This is a genomic window from Metaclostridioides mangenotii (genome assembly GCF_017873185.1).
GTDB classification, from domain to species: domain Bacteria; phylum Bacillota; class Clostridia; order Peptostreptococcales; family Peptostreptococcaceae; genus Metaclostridioides; species Metaclostridioides mangenotii.
In genome coordinates this window covers 109,756-124,877 of record NZ_JAGGJX010000006.1, presented here as the reverse complement: position 1 = coordinate 124,877, position 15,122 = coordinate 109,756, and the positions used below count along the sequence as shown (strand labels likewise).

The window sequence follows — 15,122 nt, the reverse complement described above, 5'->3', positions numbered from 1 at the left end:
TACATTATTTTGATCTTTTACAAATTGCCCTTAGCAATTTCTACTCTATAAATTTTCCTTTGCTATCTCAACAGCTGACTTAGCATCTTTAGAATAAAAATCTGCACCGATTTCCTTTGCATAGTTTTCTGTTAAAACAGCTCCACCAACAAAAACTTTTGTATCGATTTTATTTTCTCTTAAATATTTAATCGTATCTTCCATACTTTGAACAGTTGTAGTCATAAGAGCACTTAGACCAACTAATTTCACATTTTGCTCCGATGCCACTCTTACAACTTCCTCAATAGGAACATCTTTTCCTAAATCTATAACCTCATATCCATAGTTTTCAAGCATTATCTTTACGATATTTTTTCCTATATCGTGTATGTCACCTTTAACTGTTGCAACTATTATCCTTCCTTTAGTTACTGTCTCTGTATTTTTTTTAAGTGATATAGATTTTATGATACTTAATGAATTTTTAACGGCTTCGGCAGATTGTATAAGTTGTGGTAAGAACATTTCCCCAGTATCAAACTTTTTTCCCACTTTATCTAGTGCTGGTATTAGTATATTGTCTATTATATAATCTCCATTGTTAGTCTCAAGGAGTCTTAATGTCTCCTTTTCAGCCTCATCTTTTAGACCTCTCTGAACTATTGTATCTAATGAAATCTCTGCGGAAGTGCTATTTTCTACTTTTGGCATTTCAACATTTACATTGCTGTATTTATCTATGTAGTCTACACTTGCTTTATCTATATTGTACAAAACTCTAAATGAGTCTATTGCTTCCATCATACTAATTGCATTAGGATTTATTATGGCTAGGTCTAATCCTGCTCCTAAAGCTAATGTTAGAAATGCAGTATTCATTGCTTTTCTATTAGGAAGTCCAAATGAAATATTTGATACACCTAAGATAGTTTTAGCACCAAGTTTTTTAACTTCTGTAAGAGCCTTTAAAGTCTCAACTGCTTCTTCTTGTTGTGCTGATACAGTAAGAGATAGACAGTCTATAAATATATCTTCTCTCTTTATTCCATATTCCTCTGCTCTAGATATAATCTTCTTAGCTATTTTCAATCTTCCCTCTGCGCTGCTAGGTATTCCATTTTCATCTAAGGCTAAACCTACTACGCCCGCTCCGTACTTCTTAACTATAGGTAAAATGCTATCTAGAGATTCATCTTTTCCGTTTACCGAATTTACTATCGCTCTACCATTATAGTATCTAAGACCTGCTTCTAGTACCTCAGGGTCTGAGGAATCTATAAGCAACGGTATATCAGTGACAGATTGGATTTCTTTTATAAATTTTATCATTACCCTTTTTTCATCTATACCTGGAAGACCCACATTTATATCTAATATTTGAGCCCCAGAGCTAGCCTGCTCTAATGCTAGGTTGATTGCGTATTCAGCGCTTTCTTTTTTTATAGACTCCTGAAGTAATTTTTTACCAGTAGGATTTATTCTTTCTCCAACAACCATCGGAGCACTTATCTCTAAGTTCTGAGAATAAGAACAGACTCTGCTCTTGTATTTATTATCCAATACAACCCTTTTTAAAGAAGGTAAATTGTTAGAAATTTCTTTTATAAATTCTGGATTTGTACCACAACAACCGCCAACTATACTTACACCCATCTCTACAAATTTTTTAACTCCATCAAAAAATTCTTCAGGTGTAACATCGTATACAGTTGCGCCATCTACAACTTTTGGAAGTCCTGCATTTGCCTGAACCATAACTGGTATTGATGCAAGTTTTGTAATCTTTTCTACGATTGGAACAAGTTGTTTAGGACCTAGTGAACAGTTGACACCTATTGCATCAACACCAAGCCCTTCTACTGCAACAACCATACTTTCAGGAAGACAACCAGTAAAACTTCTTCCACCTTCATCAAATGTCATTGTACAAAATACTGGAAGGCTTGTGTTTTCCTTAACAGCAAGGACAGCCGCTCTCACTTCTCCTAAGTCCATCATAGTCTCTATAACAACTAAATCTGCTCCGGCTTTTTCACCCCCGATTGCTTGTCTTTTAAATATCTCATAAGCTCTATCAAAGCTTAGCGTCCCCATTGGCTCTAGCATCTCACCTATTGGCCCTATATCTAGTGCAATATATCTTGGTTTTGCATTTTTCTTAGGAAGTCTATTTATCGCTTTTTGGGCAACACTTACAGCATTGTCTATAATCATTTCTACAGTGTATTCACCCGACAATTTTAATTCATTACATCCAAATGTATTAGTCAAAATTACATTTGATCCCGCTTTCAAATAACTAAAATGAATATCTGAAAGTTTTTCTGGATTTTGATATCCAAATATCTCAGGATTTTCCCCCAGTTTTAATCCTTTTTGTTGAAGCATAGTCCCCATTGCTCCATCAAATAATAATATATTATTCTTTATGTACTCTAATATTTGCACAGCCCCCATCCTCTCTTTTATAGACACAAGTATCTTTATTCTGGCAATTATTACAAGATTTCTTTGCTCCTTTATTATTATATTTTAATTCGCTTACCCCCATAATTGCAACCACTGATTTTCTAGGTATCATTATTCCGCTATCAGTTATAGTGAGCCCAATATTTCTTTGAGCGCTCAAAACATCTAATATACCTTTATTATTTTCTATTCCCAAATCTCCATATCCAGGACTGTACCTCATAGTAGTTGTTTTCTGTTCCTTTTCTAATCCAATATTAACAGACTCTTGAACTCTGTTGCAAATTTCCTCAATTGCTGTGGTTGCACATGAGTCTATGATGATGCTTTTAGTTAGATCAGAATAAGAAAATTTTCTTGTAAGTCTCTCTATTTCAACACCCAAAGTAGCTGCCATAACAAATGCTCTATCACAATCTTTTAATAGTCTGTAAATATCTTGACTACTGTAGACTAAATTTGTGTTTTTTAATTTTATAGTACCTTCTACGCTGCTATCTATAGTACATGATGAGTATATATACCTTGGATTAATCGTGCTTAATGTTATCTCCACACATTCATCTATAGTATTTTTTAAATCCTCCTCGATATTCTGACCTTTATACTGTAGATACCTTAGTACTTCATTTTTATCAATCTCGATATCCTTAGTTACATCGTTATTTGTAAATTCATTAAAAACATTGTCCATATAGATATCCTCCCCCTGATTTAAAAATCATTTATTATAAGTAAACTATATTTATTACCAAAAAACAATTTATTTCCCAAGAAATACTTAATATATCTTTGTAAATGACAAAGATAATCTAACTATTAGATATTTCTTGGGAAATAAAGTAGAAATAAGTAGTTATAAAATGAATTTTTCTAAAATATCAAAATAAAATATTTATTAATTTATCAACACTTTCGGCTACATAATTAGGTTTAGAATCTTTGATTTCGTCCAAGGCTCCATAGCCGTACAGCACTCCTATTGAATTAATTCCAATTTTATTTGCACCGATAATATCATATTTTCTATCCCCCACCATGACGATAGATGTTTTATCGAATTCTAAATAATCTTTTATTGCAAATCTTATTACCTCTTCTTTGTCAGATCTTGTACCATCCAAGTTACTTCCTACTATATTGTCAAAATACTTATAAATGCTGAAATTATGCAATATTTTTTCTGCAAATACAGTTGGTTTTGAAGTTGCTAAAACTATTTTTTTACCATTAACATGTAGTTCTCTGATTAAAGCTTCAATTCCTGGATATATTTTATTTTCATATAGACCTTTTTCTTTAAAATACTCTCTAAATTTTTCAACAGCTTTAATAACTTTTTCATCATCAAATCCATAATCTGATTTAAAAGTATCGTAAAGTGGTGGACCTATAAATTTAACTAAGTTTTCCCTATCTTCCTCAATTCCAAAGCTTTTTAGTGAGTATTGAATTGATTTTGTAATACCTTCTTTAGGATCTGTTAAAGTTCCATCTAGATCAAATAAAACTATGTCGAAATTCGTATTGATAATAATCTCCTCCTTAAGTAATATTGTACGTATGGCAGTACTAATTTAAGATTTTTTATGTTTTTAAAAATTTTATTAATCATACATTATACATTAAAATCAATTATTTTTTTACATAATTGTTTTAAAAATACATATTTTGTTGTAAAATGATGTTTTTCATCGCAAATACTTTCATTCACACAAAAAGTATTATATAATTAAAATAAAATAAGGATATATATACAGTATGCAAAAATACACATTAGTTAACTAACTAATGTACTTAGAAAGGATTTGTAGAGATATGCTAGAAGTTTTTTTATGCGATGATAGCGAAAGTATTGTCAAAAAATACAAAAATATCTTATTAAATATTTCTAAAGAAAAGTATATCAAGTTAAATATTACTACTTATAGTAGTGCAGAACAACTTTTATTCGATTTAGAAGGTAAAGATTGTTATGCAGACATAATTTTTTTAGATATCTTAATGGGAAAAATGAATGGGATAGAGCTAGCAAAAGTTTTACGCTCTAGGGGTTGCAAATCTGAGATTATATTTCTAACTACAAGTGTAGAGTATGTCTTTGATTCATTTGATACGCTTCCTTTTAACTATATTGTTAAGGATAACGTTACACCAAGAAAATTTGAAGAGATCTTTTTAAAAGCTGCCGCTACTATAGACAGCAAGAAAACAGACATATTTGTATGTGAATCTGGATCTGTGGTTAAAAAGATTCCACTAGATGATATTCTATTTTTCGAGGTAAGGAATCGTATTACAACTGTATACTATGGAGATTCTTTTTTTAATTTTTATTCCTCTATGGATAAAATAGAGTCTTCTTTAGAAAAAAAACACTTTGTAAGAACACATAGATCTTACTTAGTTAACCTTAGAAATATTGATAAGATAGAGAAGAACAATATAATTATGTCACATGGAGATTCTGTTCCACTGAGTATTTCAAATGCGAAAAATGTAAAAAATATTTTTTCAAAATACTTAACTGAATCTATGTAAAAAATAACAAACAGATAAAACGGTTACCGTTTCATCTGTTTTATTTAGTATTCGATCTATTTATTTTTTGTAGTTAATTATAATTTATTTGTGGTTTATCAAACCGACAATGTCTTAAATTAATTTTGTTCTCTTACAACCTCTACTTTTGACTCTAGATGAGCTATTTTTTTACAATCTTTATAAATACTAACAATACCTAGAGAAATAATCACTGCAACCACCAACACCGCAATAGCAAAATCTGTAATATTCATTTGTTTAAGCTCCTTCTCTATGTTTGATGTGAAATTTACAATAGGACTTAAATGTGTTTCACTACTAACACCTCAATTGCTACTATTTAAACCTATCTTTTGAATCTTTATCTATATAAATATCGCATTCTGTCAATGAGTTGTATTTTTTTCTTAAATTTTTTTTAATAATAATATATATTACGATTAACAATAGACCAAATAAGATTAATATCAACTTTAAACTTCCCATCAGCAGGCCCCCTTAACTTATATAAAATAACTTTTTAATTTATATAATTGTAGCAAATAAACAAATGAAAGTGTTTCTAGATGTTGTAAAAGACAATTTTTTAGTTGTTAAATGTATTTTTTAAATATTAAAATCACAATTGCTATTTTTTCATAACGACAAAAAGCCGCCTTAAACTTATACATTCAATGCGGCTTTATTTCTAATTAAATTTAGTTTTTAATTATTAGTCTACAGTTATAGCTGAAACTGGACATCCCTCTTCAGCGTCTTTAGCACACTCTTCAAATTCTGCTGGTATTTCACCTTCAATTGCTTGAGAATGCCCTTCATCACTCATACTAAATACATCTGGACATGTTCCTATACATGCTCCACAAGCTATACATACATCTGGATCCACTACTGCCTTCATAATTTATACCTCCATATTTTTCATATTTATCTCTATTATACCTGAAGTTTTATATATTAAACAATTATTTTTTAGAAAATCTAGTTATACTTAACATTAAATTATATACTGCATTCAAATAAAATGTAGTCATTTAAATACAATTTTAAAAATTATATTTAAATGTATTTATATCAGTATTTTTATAATTATAAATCGAAAATTTAAGGAGGATATCGCAAAACAATTTAAAAATTGCCTTTGAGATATCCCCCTCTTAATTTTCCAGTAAATTTTGCTTGCCTAACTATTACTTTCTAATGTCACATATGTTTATCCTTCTTTTTTGTTGTTTTAATTGAAAAACTTTTTCTTTTTCTTCTTGTTTATCAATTTTTCTCTTTAATATTTTGTTTATTTTTTTTCATATTGTGATTAAGGACATTTTATGATTTTGTTCCTACTGTCGTTTCATTCTGTTGCTTCATAAGCTTTCTTTCCATTCTTTTGTAGCTAATTTTTTCATAATCTAGTGAACGCTTATTATCTATCATATGTCAATGTATAGACTTAAATATAAAGTAATCTTTCTACTATTTTATATATTAATACTTATCTCTAAAAGTTAAATTCACTGCCCCAGTCAAATACTTCCGATTCCTCAACACTTCTCGGCCAATGGCTACACCAGTCCGGTACCGTTGGATTCTCTACACGATCTACACTAGGTGTATATGGTTTTATATCCAAGATATCGCTACCCTCAAATGCGTCTATATAAGATGTCTCTATTAGTCCATTTTCATAGTCGATTGATATTATATCAATTATTGAAAGCGCTATAGGATTAGGCCTTACTGGCGACCTCATAGCAAACATTCCAAGTACTCCTGGCGAATTTTTATACGGTTTATTTTCCTCAAATATATTTCTATACTCAGGTATATCAAATTCCCCAAACCACCATAGTATATCTAAATGTCCAAATCCATCTAATCCCTTTAAAGCAGGTACAAATTTTTCATCTAGTTGTATGAAAAATTTATCCTCTTTTAACACAACCTTTCCTATAGACTCTGCATAAAGCTTATTCATAACAACTTCCTCCTTTTATATTTGTTATTTTAGAATAATCTCTCACATGATGTTAGAGTCAATACGGATTTAAATTTTATATAAATTAATCTACTATTTACTGAATAAGTCCAACTTTTTAACAGGTATTTGTATTTCAGTAAGGAATTTATCTATATTTGTTTCATTATGAGGACCTTTGTGACATATTTGCCTGCTCTTTCCCATCATTTTATAATCTTTATTTTGTGAGAGCCAGTATGCAAAAGATTGATATGCCGGAGCTATATTTTTATAAGCTCCATATACCATACTACACGCCATAAAATCAACAGCTTCTGTATCTCGATATACAATATTCCCTTGGTTTACACCTCGTTTTTTAGCCACAACTCCGATTTCCACATCTACGCCTTCATCCTTATAACATTCATCATGGTAAATTGAAATGCAGTGTTCTTGTTTGCTCGACACCTCTATACCTTCTCTTTCTATAAATTGGTATAGCTTCTTCCACAACATTCCTTCGCTAAAATAATTCGGTATAATTTCCCTTAGAGAAATCATATAATAACTTGGTATTTCCTTAAATACCACATTGTAATTTACTGATAACGTATTATTTAGTATATTATCAACAGCTTTATCTATCATATTTATACGTACTTGTTCTTTATATATTTCCAATTGGATTTCTTGTTTTTTATGGCTTAATTTTTCAATAATATTTTTTTGATCCCAATTATCCAAAGCTGTTTTTATCTCTGAAATACTAAACTTCATATCTCTAAGTAAAATTATTTTCTGTAGTATTGGTATCTGATCTACGGAATACATACGGTACCCAGTTGATTTATCTACTATCAAAGGTTTAAATACGTCCATTTCATCATAATACCTTAACATTCTAATCGACACTTGAGTCAGCTTTGAAAACTCCCCTATTTTAAACATAATAGTCCTCCAATATATAGCGTTATATCTAGTATAGTTAAGATTATTTTATACTTCAATAGATTTCATCGAGAGTTATCTGTTACCAAAATCAACCTCTATTCTGGTATAATTAAATTAAAATGATAGAGGGGAATGATATGATGTACAAATGTTCAATATGTGGTTATATCTATGATGAAAAAGAACAAGGAAAATTATTTTCAGACTTATCAGACGACTGGAAGTGCCCAGTATGCACTGGACCTAAGTTTTTATTTGAGGAAGTTGAGGGCAACAACAACAGTAATCAAGAGCCTACTAAGTCCGAATCGACAGATAATTCTATTGAAAATGAAGGTTCTGAATCCCTAGACTATCTGGGAGAATTCACTAGAGCCAATGACAATGTAGAAAAACACATGGATATAATTCACGAAATGGCCAAAACTGGTGCTCCAGTTATAGCTCCTATGAAGACGCAATTACCTATAATATCTTGGGATGATGTCCTTATTCTAGGGGCACAGTTAAATCCTTTTCCGCTTAATGAGCACGATGAGGTAAATACACAGACTACTATTGGTAAAAAAGCAAAAAAGCCTATGGTTATAGAAAGTCCTGTATACGTTACACATATGTCTTTTGGGGCATTATCCAAAGAATTAAAAATTTCTCTAGCAAGAGGAGCTGCAGCAAACAAAACAGCTATGTGTAGTGGTGAAGGAGGAATTCTTCCTGAAGAAATGCAAGAATCATACAAATATATATTTGAATATGTACCAAACAAGTACAGTGTTACGGATGAAAATCTAAAAAATTCAGATGCAATAGAAATTAAAATAGGGCAGGGAACAAAGCCTGGTATGGGAGGTCACCTTCCAGCGGAGAAAGTCACTGAAGAAATCTCAAAAGTAAGAAATAAACCTTTGGGCCATGATATAATAAGTCCTTCTAAATTTGAAGAGGTAAATTCAAAAGAAGATCTTAAAGAGATGGTAGACATGCTTAGAAAAAGATCTGGTGGTCGCCCTATAGGTATAAAAATAGCGGCTGGACACATAGAGAAAGATCTAGATTTTATAGCTTATGCAAATCCAGATTTTATAACTGTAGATGGACGTGGTGGAGCTACAGGGGCAAGTCCTAAACTGTTAAAAGATGCTACTACTATTCCAACGCTATTTGCACTTCACAGAGCTAGAAAATACTTAGATAAAAACAATTTAGATATAGATTTAGTTATAACTGGTGGATTAAGAGTTGCATCTGATTTTGCAAAAGCTATAGCTATGGGTGCAGATGCAGTAGCTATCGGAAGCGCTGCAATGATGGCCGCAGCTTGCCAACAATACCGTATATGCGGAAGTGGTAAATGTCCAGTTGGTTGTGCTACACAAGATGAAGAACTCAGAAAAAGACTCGATGTAGATAAGAGTGCAAAGAGAGTATTTAACTATTTACATGCGAGCTTAGATGATCTAAAATCCTTTGCAAGAATTACTGGTCACGAGAATATCCACGATCTTAGTATTACCGATCTGTGCACTGCTAACTCTGAGATATCCGACCATACAGATATACGCCACGTTTAAAAATTAGCTTAAACCAAAAGTAAAAGAAGCCTCACCAAAAGTTTTTGATATCTTACAAAACATTGCCGAGGCTTCTTTTACTTTCTATAATCCGTACTCTTTATTTAAATTTGAAAAATGGTGTCCATATATACTATTTGCTTTAGTATCACATACAAGAACTAAATAAAAATTCTTCTTTATTGGAAACATTATATGAATATATGCTTTGTCTGCATTTTCATATAGATGCTCAATATAAGTATTCTCGTATTCACTTTCTTTTAAATACTTATCTATAAATAACTGAAACATATACTCATCAATATCACTTAAAATTCCATCGTCTAAAGTTTCAATCTCATTCATAGGTCTAACAAAAGTTGCATCAAACTCTTCACTAGTCAATTTTCTCATTATTTTTATCAATCCTTATCTTAAAATAATTTTAATTCTATATTTCTTTTTAACTATAAACTATAATATTGTGGAATGTACACTTCAGATCCCCAAAATTTTCATAGGTATGTTCAACATTTGCAGTGAACCTTATGCAACATCCCTTTTCTAAAACAACTTCTTTATCGTATAGGGTCATTTTTAAAGCACCCTCTGTCACTAATATATACTCTTCTACCCCCTCGTCATGCTTAGGGGATTCATGCGTACAGCCTTTATCTAAATCAATAACAAGTATTTCAAAATTCTTTTTACTATCGTATGGAAATACTGGATAAATCCTCATTTTATCACTATTTTCAGATATATGGCTTATTTTACTAGCATCTACAATCTCATAATCACAAAACTGCTTTTCTATAAATGAGGAAAAAGGTACTTTTAAACCAGTAGAAATCTTCCAAAGCGTAGATACTGTTGGATTTGTTTTGCCGTTTTCTATTTGTCCTAACATAGATTTACTTACACCTGTTAAGTTTGATACTTCATCTAGACTCATTTTTTTATTGCTTCGTATTCTATTTAAGTTCTCACCGATAACCATATTTAAATCTTCCAAGCTATATTTCACCTCTTTGTATAGTATATTGCATAATTATATCATATATTATATTATATTACTTGTGACCAAATTATAGCTATTATTTTTTAGCCATATATCATATTATAACAGGAGGACATTAAATGAAGAAAGCACTATTTTATGGTATAGCATCATCCTTGTTTTTTGCATTTACATTTGTGCTAAACAGAAGCATGAATCTTTCCGGTGGAAACTGGATGTGGAGCGCATCTCTTAGATATTTTTTTATGCTTCCACTTTTATACATAATGCTTTTAAAGAACAGAGGAATTAAAAATGTATTGAAATCGATAAAGAATAGCCCAAGACCATGGATCATATGGAGTACAATTGGTTTTGGACTTTTTTATGCGCCTTTAACTTTTGCTTCTGATTATGGGCAGTCATGGTTAGTCGCAGGATGTTGGCAGCTGACTATAGTTGCAGGTATCTTACTAACGCCTATATTTGGAGAAAAAATTCCTTTAAAAGGTCTAGCAATGTCATTTGTAATACTAACAGGTGTATTTTTAATACAATATGAGCAAGCATCTGATATAGATACTAAACAAATATTTTTGACTATAATACCAATAGTAATCGCGGCTTTTGCTTACCCATTGGGAAATAGAAAAATGATGCAGGTCTGTAAAGACAATCTAACTACTACTGAAAGAGTATTTGGAATGACACTGTGCAGTATGCCATTTTGGATTGTACTTGCATGTTTTGCACTAGAGAAAAGTGGTCTTCCTAGCATCAGCCAAGTTTCACAATCTTTTGTTATTGCTATATCCTCTGGCCTTATAGCTACAATACTGTTTTTTAAAGCTACGGAGCTCGTTAAAGACAACGCCCACCAACTTGCAATAATTGAGGCAACTCAATCAGGAGAAGTTGTATTCACTCTACTAGGAGAGGTTTTGATACTCGGAGGAATGTTACCTGCCATAAAAGGATTTACAGGTCTAGCTTTAATCATAGTAGGAATGATATTAAATAGCTTGATAGCTTCTCCCTCAAATAAAGATGTTTTAGATGATAGTGAATCTCAAAACAGCGCTACAGCTTAAATACTCGATTTTTATATAAGAGATATTTAAAGAAGTTGATTTCTAAAATACAGAATAATAAAATGCAAAATAAATAAGATACCTAGAATTGAATATTGTATCCAATTCTAGGTATCTTATTTTTAATTTGCAAATCTAAAACTCAAATATAAGCAATATATCAAAGTTATTTTGTATCTCTGATCTATCTATATTTTCTTTACAAATTCCGACTTTAACTTCATAGCTCCGATTCCATCTATCTTACAGTCTATATCGTGATCGCCGTCTATAAGTCTTATATTCTTAACTTTAGTGCCCATCTTAACAACAAGTGAGCTACCTTTAACCTTTAGATCTTTTATAACAGTAACTGTGTCTCCATCATTAAGCTCGTTTCCATTTGAATCCTTAAATACTTTTACATCGCTCTCTTCGCCAATACCATCTTTAGACCACTCATGTCCACATTCTGGGCAAACAAAAAGATTCCCATCATCGTAAGTATATTCCGAATTACACTTTGGGCAATTTGGTAATTTTTCCATTTTTACATCCTCCATTATTTAATTTGTTTATTCACTAATACTTATACTGCCATATACAGGCTATAAAGACAATACCCATAGAATAGAAAAAGTTTTGATGAATGTTATTATATACTTACTAAAAGATTATTCCGACAACTTAAACTTTTATGAGTAGTGCATTTCCTGGAAGATATACAAGTGGTATATCTTCCATACTTATATTTTACGACAGACCGGTTTGTACCAGATTTGATTATTTATTGTATTATTTAAATTATTATATACAAATGAAATAATTCTATTGATTATTCCACTTTTATTGGCTATTATTGTAATTAGATGAACTTGTTAATAAATTAATAGATTTAAAGTAATTATATTATGCTCACTAGTCAATTTGCTTACAAATGGTGCTGATTATGATTACCACAGTAAGAATTGCCTTTTGATAAATCAAAAAAGAGGAGATTATCTAAAATGGAATTTAATAATGTTAAACTAGTTAAAGCTGCAAATGTGTATTTTGACGGAAAGGTAACAAGCAGAACATTTTATATGGAAAATGGAGAAAGAAAAACTTTAGGTTTCATGATTACCGGAGAGTATAAGTTTAATACTGACGCTGAAGAGTTGATGGAAGTTCTTGGGGGAGAAATGGACATCAAATTGCCAAATGAATCAGAATTCTCTACTTATAAAACAGGTGATTCTTTTGTAGTACCTTCTAATTCTAGTTTTGATGTAATTGTAAAAACTTATGCCGATTATTGCTGTTCTTATAAATAGGCTTAATTTTTACTAGCTCATTCCTTTAAATAGGACAAAAGAAAAGATATAAATATATTTGTTTTGTATAATATAAATATGCTCCCTTTATGCCAACAGTTTTATTATTTAACTGCTTTGTATAAAGGGAGCATATCAGTGTATCCAATTACATTTTAGGAAACTTAATCTTATCACTATAATATGTTCTTCAAAATTATCGCTAATCTATTTGGTAGATTATTTAAATCCGATATATCTAAAAAACGCTCTTCTCCATAGATTCTTTTTATTACTTCTTTATCTTGTCCAATAGCGGCTGCAAAGAAAGTAATTCCTTTTCTTGTATATTCTGATACTATTTTTTTCATATCTTCCTCTGCATTCTCACCACTATAGTCCGGAAGTGCCATTGGTTGACCATCACTTATTATAAACAATAATTTTATATCTGCATCTACAGTTAAAAGTCTCTCTGACATTATTTTAATTGCCGCACCATCTCTATTGTTATTTTTAGGGCTTATTTTCATAACTCTATATAAATCATTACTGTCTACTCTATCAAAATCGGCATATGAATATATGGATAGATTCTCGTCATTTGAAACATCCGCAGTATCACCGTAAACAGCTACTGGAATATCGCACTTATGACAAAATTTCATTAAAGTAATTGCAGCTGCCTTTGCTGCTTCAACACGATTTTGTGATGTCATAGAGCTTGACTCATCGACACGAAGCCCTAATGCTACAGATGGCGACTCATTTGGTGGATTTTTACGAGAGAAATATCTAAAATCTCTATTTACCAATGAGAAAGCATTAAATTTTGCACCGTAATATCTATTTTTAGTGTAATCACTTGACTTATCAGGCTCTAGTAAAGGCATAACCTTCAACGCCAACTGATTAGCTACTTCTATATATTCTTTACTAATTTGTTCATATTGCTCTTTATCGTTTTGGGTAACTTCAGGAAGGTGAATTTTTACCTTTAATCCCTTATGAATATCTCCATAGGATATTGATTTTATTTGATTTTTAATATATTTTGGTAAATTAGTTTCTGCATTATCATTCTGTGTTGTCTCTGTTATTTCACCAATTAAATTATCTATATCGCCATGGTTTCTACTCAAAGTTTCACTTTCTTCACTTGAATCTTTTTTATTTGTGTTCAGTTTAGCAGCACTTTCGTCTTCACAGGAGTCATCACTTGCAGTATTTTTATTATCTGCCTCTATTTCAGTACTGTCTTCCTTAGACTCTACAACTTCTTTATCTAAATTTAAAATCTCCATAGATTCGCCAGTTTCAGAAGTTACTTCTGTGTTTTCATTTAGATCATCTCTAACTATATTTGCTAATGATATTTCCGATAGATTTTCTCCCTCGCTATTTTTATCCGCGATTCCATCAATATATAACTTTATGTCATCCCAAATTAATACAGCTATATTATTAATAAACTCTACTCTCTTAATCGACGATGGCTCTTCAATTAATCTATCAATTAAATGTGCTATTTTATTAAACTTATTGATAAGCTCAACTGATTTGCAATCAATGTCGCCAATCCCTTCAATCTCATTAATTCCTTTAAACTTTCTAAATTTACTATAATAATTTATATGGTTTAATAAATAATAAAATTTTTGATTGTTAACTAAATCTATATTACAATTACTCATCTTTTTATACTGAATGCTTCTTAATACATTAAGACCTTCAATTAATCTCCCATAATTGGAGCAGTATTTATACATTAATTCTTCGATTCTTCCATCTTCAATCAAATCGTATAAAAACAGCAACACTGCGCTTAGCTTTACAGATTTCTTAGAATCTTTGATATACTCTAACATCTGTCTTCTATTTTCATTTAATTCAGTATCATTTTCTATATTGAATTTATTAGGAAATGCTATACCTTGTAACATTGATTCTTCAAACAATTTACGCATAAAAAAATCTGTATATAGTATATGGCCTATCTCATGACAATATAGGCCCAGATATATTTTAAGTTTCTGTATATTGCTATCACAATCCCTTATAATTTTAGATGTAGAATTTATATAAATTAAATCAGACTTTGTAAAAGCTTCTCTAGTTTCACTTTCATTCCAAATTAATATTAGATCATTCTGCTCAATATTAAATTTTGTAAATAAATCACTACTTATACTCTTTAAATATTCACTAAAATCTTTGGTCTTAAAAATTTCTTTATCGGATAGATTAGTGTTTACATCATTTATATAGTTTATTATTTCTTTAAATCGCATAAAAAAA

General features: G+C 30.6%; 16 protein-coding genes. 4 read left to right on the top strand and 12 right to left on the bottom strand.

What is annotated here, in order from left to right; all coding sequences use genetic code 11:
- Window positions 1-45: 45 nt before the first annotated feature.
- The 3 genes from J2Z43_RS12430 to J2Z43_RS12420 all read right to left on the bottom strand — a co-directional run bounded on the left by J2Z43_RS12430 (window position 46) and on the right by J2Z43_RS12420 (window position 3,965).
- Entirely contained in the window at window positions 46-2,439 is a 2,394-nt protein-coding gene (locus tag J2Z43_RS12430; protein ID WP_234926395.1) for a homocysteine S-methyltransferase family protein, read from the bottom strand.
- A complete protein-coding gene (locus tag J2Z43_RS12425; protein ID WP_209457443.1) occupies window positions 2,402-3,145 on the bottom strand; it encodes a vitamin B12 dependent-methionine synthase activation domain-containing protein in 744 nt (247 codons plus the stop codon). The genes J2Z43_RS12430 and J2Z43_RS12425 overlap by 38 nt, the downstream gene beginning before the upstream one ends.
- 187 nt (window positions 3,146-3,332) lie before the next feature.
- Window positions 3,333-3,965 carry an HAD family hydrolase gene (locus tag J2Z43_RS12420; protein WP_330617503.1) on the bottom strand — a complete coding sequence of 211 codons (633 nt, stop codon included), beginning with the start codon at window positions 3,963-3,965 and terminating at the stop codon, window positions 3,333-3,335.
- 277 nt (window positions 3,966-4,242) lie between these two features.
- Here J2Z43_RS12420 and J2Z43_RS12415 point away from each other — a divergent pair, with 277 nt between their 5' ends.
- Window positions 4,243-4,992 (top strand): LytR/AlgR family response regulator transcription factor, encoded by a 750-nt coding sequence (locus J2Z43_RS12415; protein WP_209457442.1) that lies wholly within the window; start codon window positions 4,243-4,245, stop codon window positions 4,990-4,992.
- 119 nt (window positions 4,993-5,111) lie between these two features.
- Here J2Z43_RS12415 and J2Z43_RS12410 read toward each other — a convergent pair whose 3' ends face one another.
- From J2Z43_RS12410 to J2Z43_RS12390, 5 genes are all read right to left on the bottom strand, one after another.
- Entirely contained in the window at window positions 5,112-5,249 is a 138-nt protein-coding gene (locus tag J2Z43_RS12410; RefSeq protein ID WP_209457441.1) for a hypothetical protein, read from the bottom strand.
- An 82-nt stretch (window positions 5,250-5,331) separates the two neighbouring features.
- A complete protein-coding gene (locus J2Z43_RS12405; RefSeq protein WP_209457440.1) occupies window positions 5,332-5,481 on the bottom strand; it encodes a hypothetical protein in 150 nt (49 codons plus the stop codon).
- Window positions 5,482-5,707: 226 nt separating this feature from the next.
- Window positions 5,708-5,896, bottom strand: a complete 189-nt coding sequence (locus J2Z43_RS12400) for a ferredoxin (RefSeq protein ID WP_027703112.1) — start codon at window positions 5,894-5,896, stop codon at window positions 5,708-5,710.
- A gap of 597 nt (window positions 5,897-6,493) precedes the next feature.
- Window positions 6,494-6,970 (bottom strand): TrmO family methyltransferase domain-containing protein, encoded by a 477-nt coding sequence (locus J2Z43_RS12395; protein WP_209457439.1) that lies wholly within the window; start codon window positions 6,968-6,970, stop codon window positions 6,494-6,496.
- 93 nt (window positions 6,971-7,063) lie between these two features.
- Window positions 7,064-7,903, bottom strand: coding sequence for a MerR family transcriptional regulator (locus J2Z43_RS12390; protein WP_209457438.1), 840 nt, complete (start codon window positions 7,901-7,903; stop codon window positions 7,064-7,066).
- A gap of 140 nt (window positions 7,904-8,043) precedes the next feature.
- On the opposite strand from J2Z43_RS12390, the gene J2Z43_RS12385 reads away from it, so the two are divergent.
- Window positions 8,044-9,477: a glutamate synthase-related protein gene (locus J2Z43_RS12385; RefSeq protein WP_209457437.1), complete on the top strand. Its 1,434-nt coding sequence runs from the start codon at window positions 8,044-8,046 to the stop codon at window positions 9,475-9,477.
- Window positions 9,478-9,561: 84 nt separating this feature from the next.
- Here J2Z43_RS12385 and J2Z43_RS12380 read toward each other — a convergent pair whose 3' ends face one another.
- Together J2Z43_RS12380 and J2Z43_RS12375 are read right to left on the bottom strand one after the other, a co-directional pair.
- Complete coding sequence (locus J2Z43_RS12380; RefSeq protein WP_209457436.1) at window positions 9,562-9,873, bottom strand: hypothetical protein; 312 nt, start codon at window positions 9,871-9,873, stop codon at window positions 9,562-9,564.
- 49 nt (window positions 9,874-9,922) lie between these two features.
- Complete coding sequence (locus J2Z43_RS12375; protein WP_209457435.1) at window positions 9,923-10,474, bottom strand: helix-turn-helix domain-containing protein; 552 nt, start codon at window positions 10,472-10,474, stop codon at window positions 9,923-9,925.
- Between the two features lie 125 nt (window positions 10,475-10,599).
- Between J2Z43_RS12375 and J2Z43_RS12370 the strand changes: the two genes are divergently transcribed.
- The gene (locus J2Z43_RS12370) at window positions 10,600-11,550 is read left to right on the top strand and encodes a DMT family transporter (RefSeq protein ID WP_209457434.1); all 951 of its coding nucleotides are present in this window, start codon (window positions 10,600-10,602) and stop codon (window positions 11,548-11,550) included.
- Window positions 11,551-11,738: 188 nt separating this feature from the next.
- Here the strand turns inward: J2Z43_RS12370 and J2Z43_RS12365 are convergent, their stop codons facing one another.
- The gene (locus tag J2Z43_RS12365) at window positions 11,739-12,077 is read right to left on the bottom strand and encodes a zinc ribbon domain-containing protein YjdM (protein ID WP_027703116.1); all 339 of its coding nucleotides are present in this window, start codon (window positions 12,075-12,077) and stop codon (window positions 11,739-11,741) included.
- Between the two features lie 459 nt (window positions 12,078-12,536).
- Here J2Z43_RS12365 and ppnP point away from each other — a divergent pair, with 459 nt between their 5' ends.
- On the top strand, window positions 12,537-12,845 hold the full coding sequence (gene ppnP, locus J2Z43_RS12360) for a pyrimidine/purine nucleoside phosphorylase (protein ID WP_209457433.1): 309 nt from the start codon (window positions 12,537-12,539) through the stop codon (window positions 12,843-12,845).
- A 176-nt stretch (window positions 12,846-13,021) separates the two neighbouring features.
- On the opposite strand, the gene J2Z43_RS14895 is transcribed toward ppnP, so the two are convergent.
- Window positions 13,022-15,115, bottom strand: a complete 2,094-nt coding sequence (locus tag J2Z43_RS14895; RefSeq protein WP_234926385.1) for a vWA domain-containing protein — start codon at window positions 15,113-15,115, stop codon at window positions 13,022-13,024.
- Window positions 15,116-15,122 lie beyond the last annotated feature (7 nt).

Bases quoted from the DNA above. Each gene is read 5' to 3' on its own strand.
- J2Z43_RS12415 (WP_209457442.1), top strand. From the start codon at position 4,243: ATGTACTTAGAAAGGATTTGTAGAGATATGCTAGAAGTTTTTTTATGC.
- J2Z43_RS12385 (WP_209457437.1), top strand. From the start codon at position 8,044: ATGATGTACAAATGTTCAATATGTGGTTATATCTATGATGAAAAAGAA.
- J2Z43_RS14895 (WP_234926385.1), bottom strand. From the start codon at position 15,115: ATGCGATTTAAAGAAATAATAAACTATATAAATGATGTAAACACTAAT.
- J2Z43_RS12400 (WP_027703112.1), bottom strand. From the start codon at position 5,896: ATGAAGGCAGTAGTGGATCCAGATGTATGTATAGCTTGTGGAGCATGT.
- J2Z43_RS12410 (WP_209457441.1), bottom strand. From the start codon at position 5,249: ATGAATATTACAGATTTTGCTATTGCGGTGTTGGTGGTTGCAGTGATT.
- J2Z43_RS12390 (WP_209457438.1), bottom strand. From the start codon at position 7,903: ATGTTTAAAATAGGGGAGTTTTCAAAGCTGACTCAAGTGTCGATTAGA.
- J2Z43_RS12430 (WP_234926395.1), bottom strand. From the start codon at position 2,439: ATGGGGGCTGTGCAAATATTAGAGTACATAAAGAATAATATATTATTA.
- J2Z43_RS12380 (WP_209457436.1), bottom strand. From the start codon at position 9,873: ATGAGAAAATTGACTAGTGAAGAGTTTGATGCAACTTTTGTTAGACCT.
- J2Z43_RS12370 (WP_209457434.1), top strand. From the start codon at position 10,600: ATGAAGAAAGCACTATTTTATGGTATAGCATCATCCTTGTTTTTTGCA.
- J2Z43_RS12395 (WP_209457439.1), bottom strand. From the start codon at position 6,970: ATGAATAAGCTTTATGCAGAGTCTATAGGAAAGGTTGTGTTAAAAGAG.
- ppnP (WP_209457433.1), top strand. From the start codon at position 12,537: ATGGAATTTAATAATGTTAAACTAGTTAAAGCTGCAAATGTGTATTTT.
- J2Z43_RS12405 (WP_209457440.1), bottom strand. From the start codon at position 5,481: ATGGGAAGTTTAAAGTTGATATTAATCTTATTTGGTCTATTGTTAATC.
- J2Z43_RS12425 (WP_209457443.1), bottom strand. From the start codon at position 3,145: ATGGACAATGTTTTTAATGAATTTACAAATAACGATGTAACTAAGGAT.
- J2Z43_RS12365 (WP_027703116.1), bottom strand. From the start codon at position 12,077: ATGGAAAAATTACCAAATTGCCCAAAGTGTAATTCGGAATATACTTAC.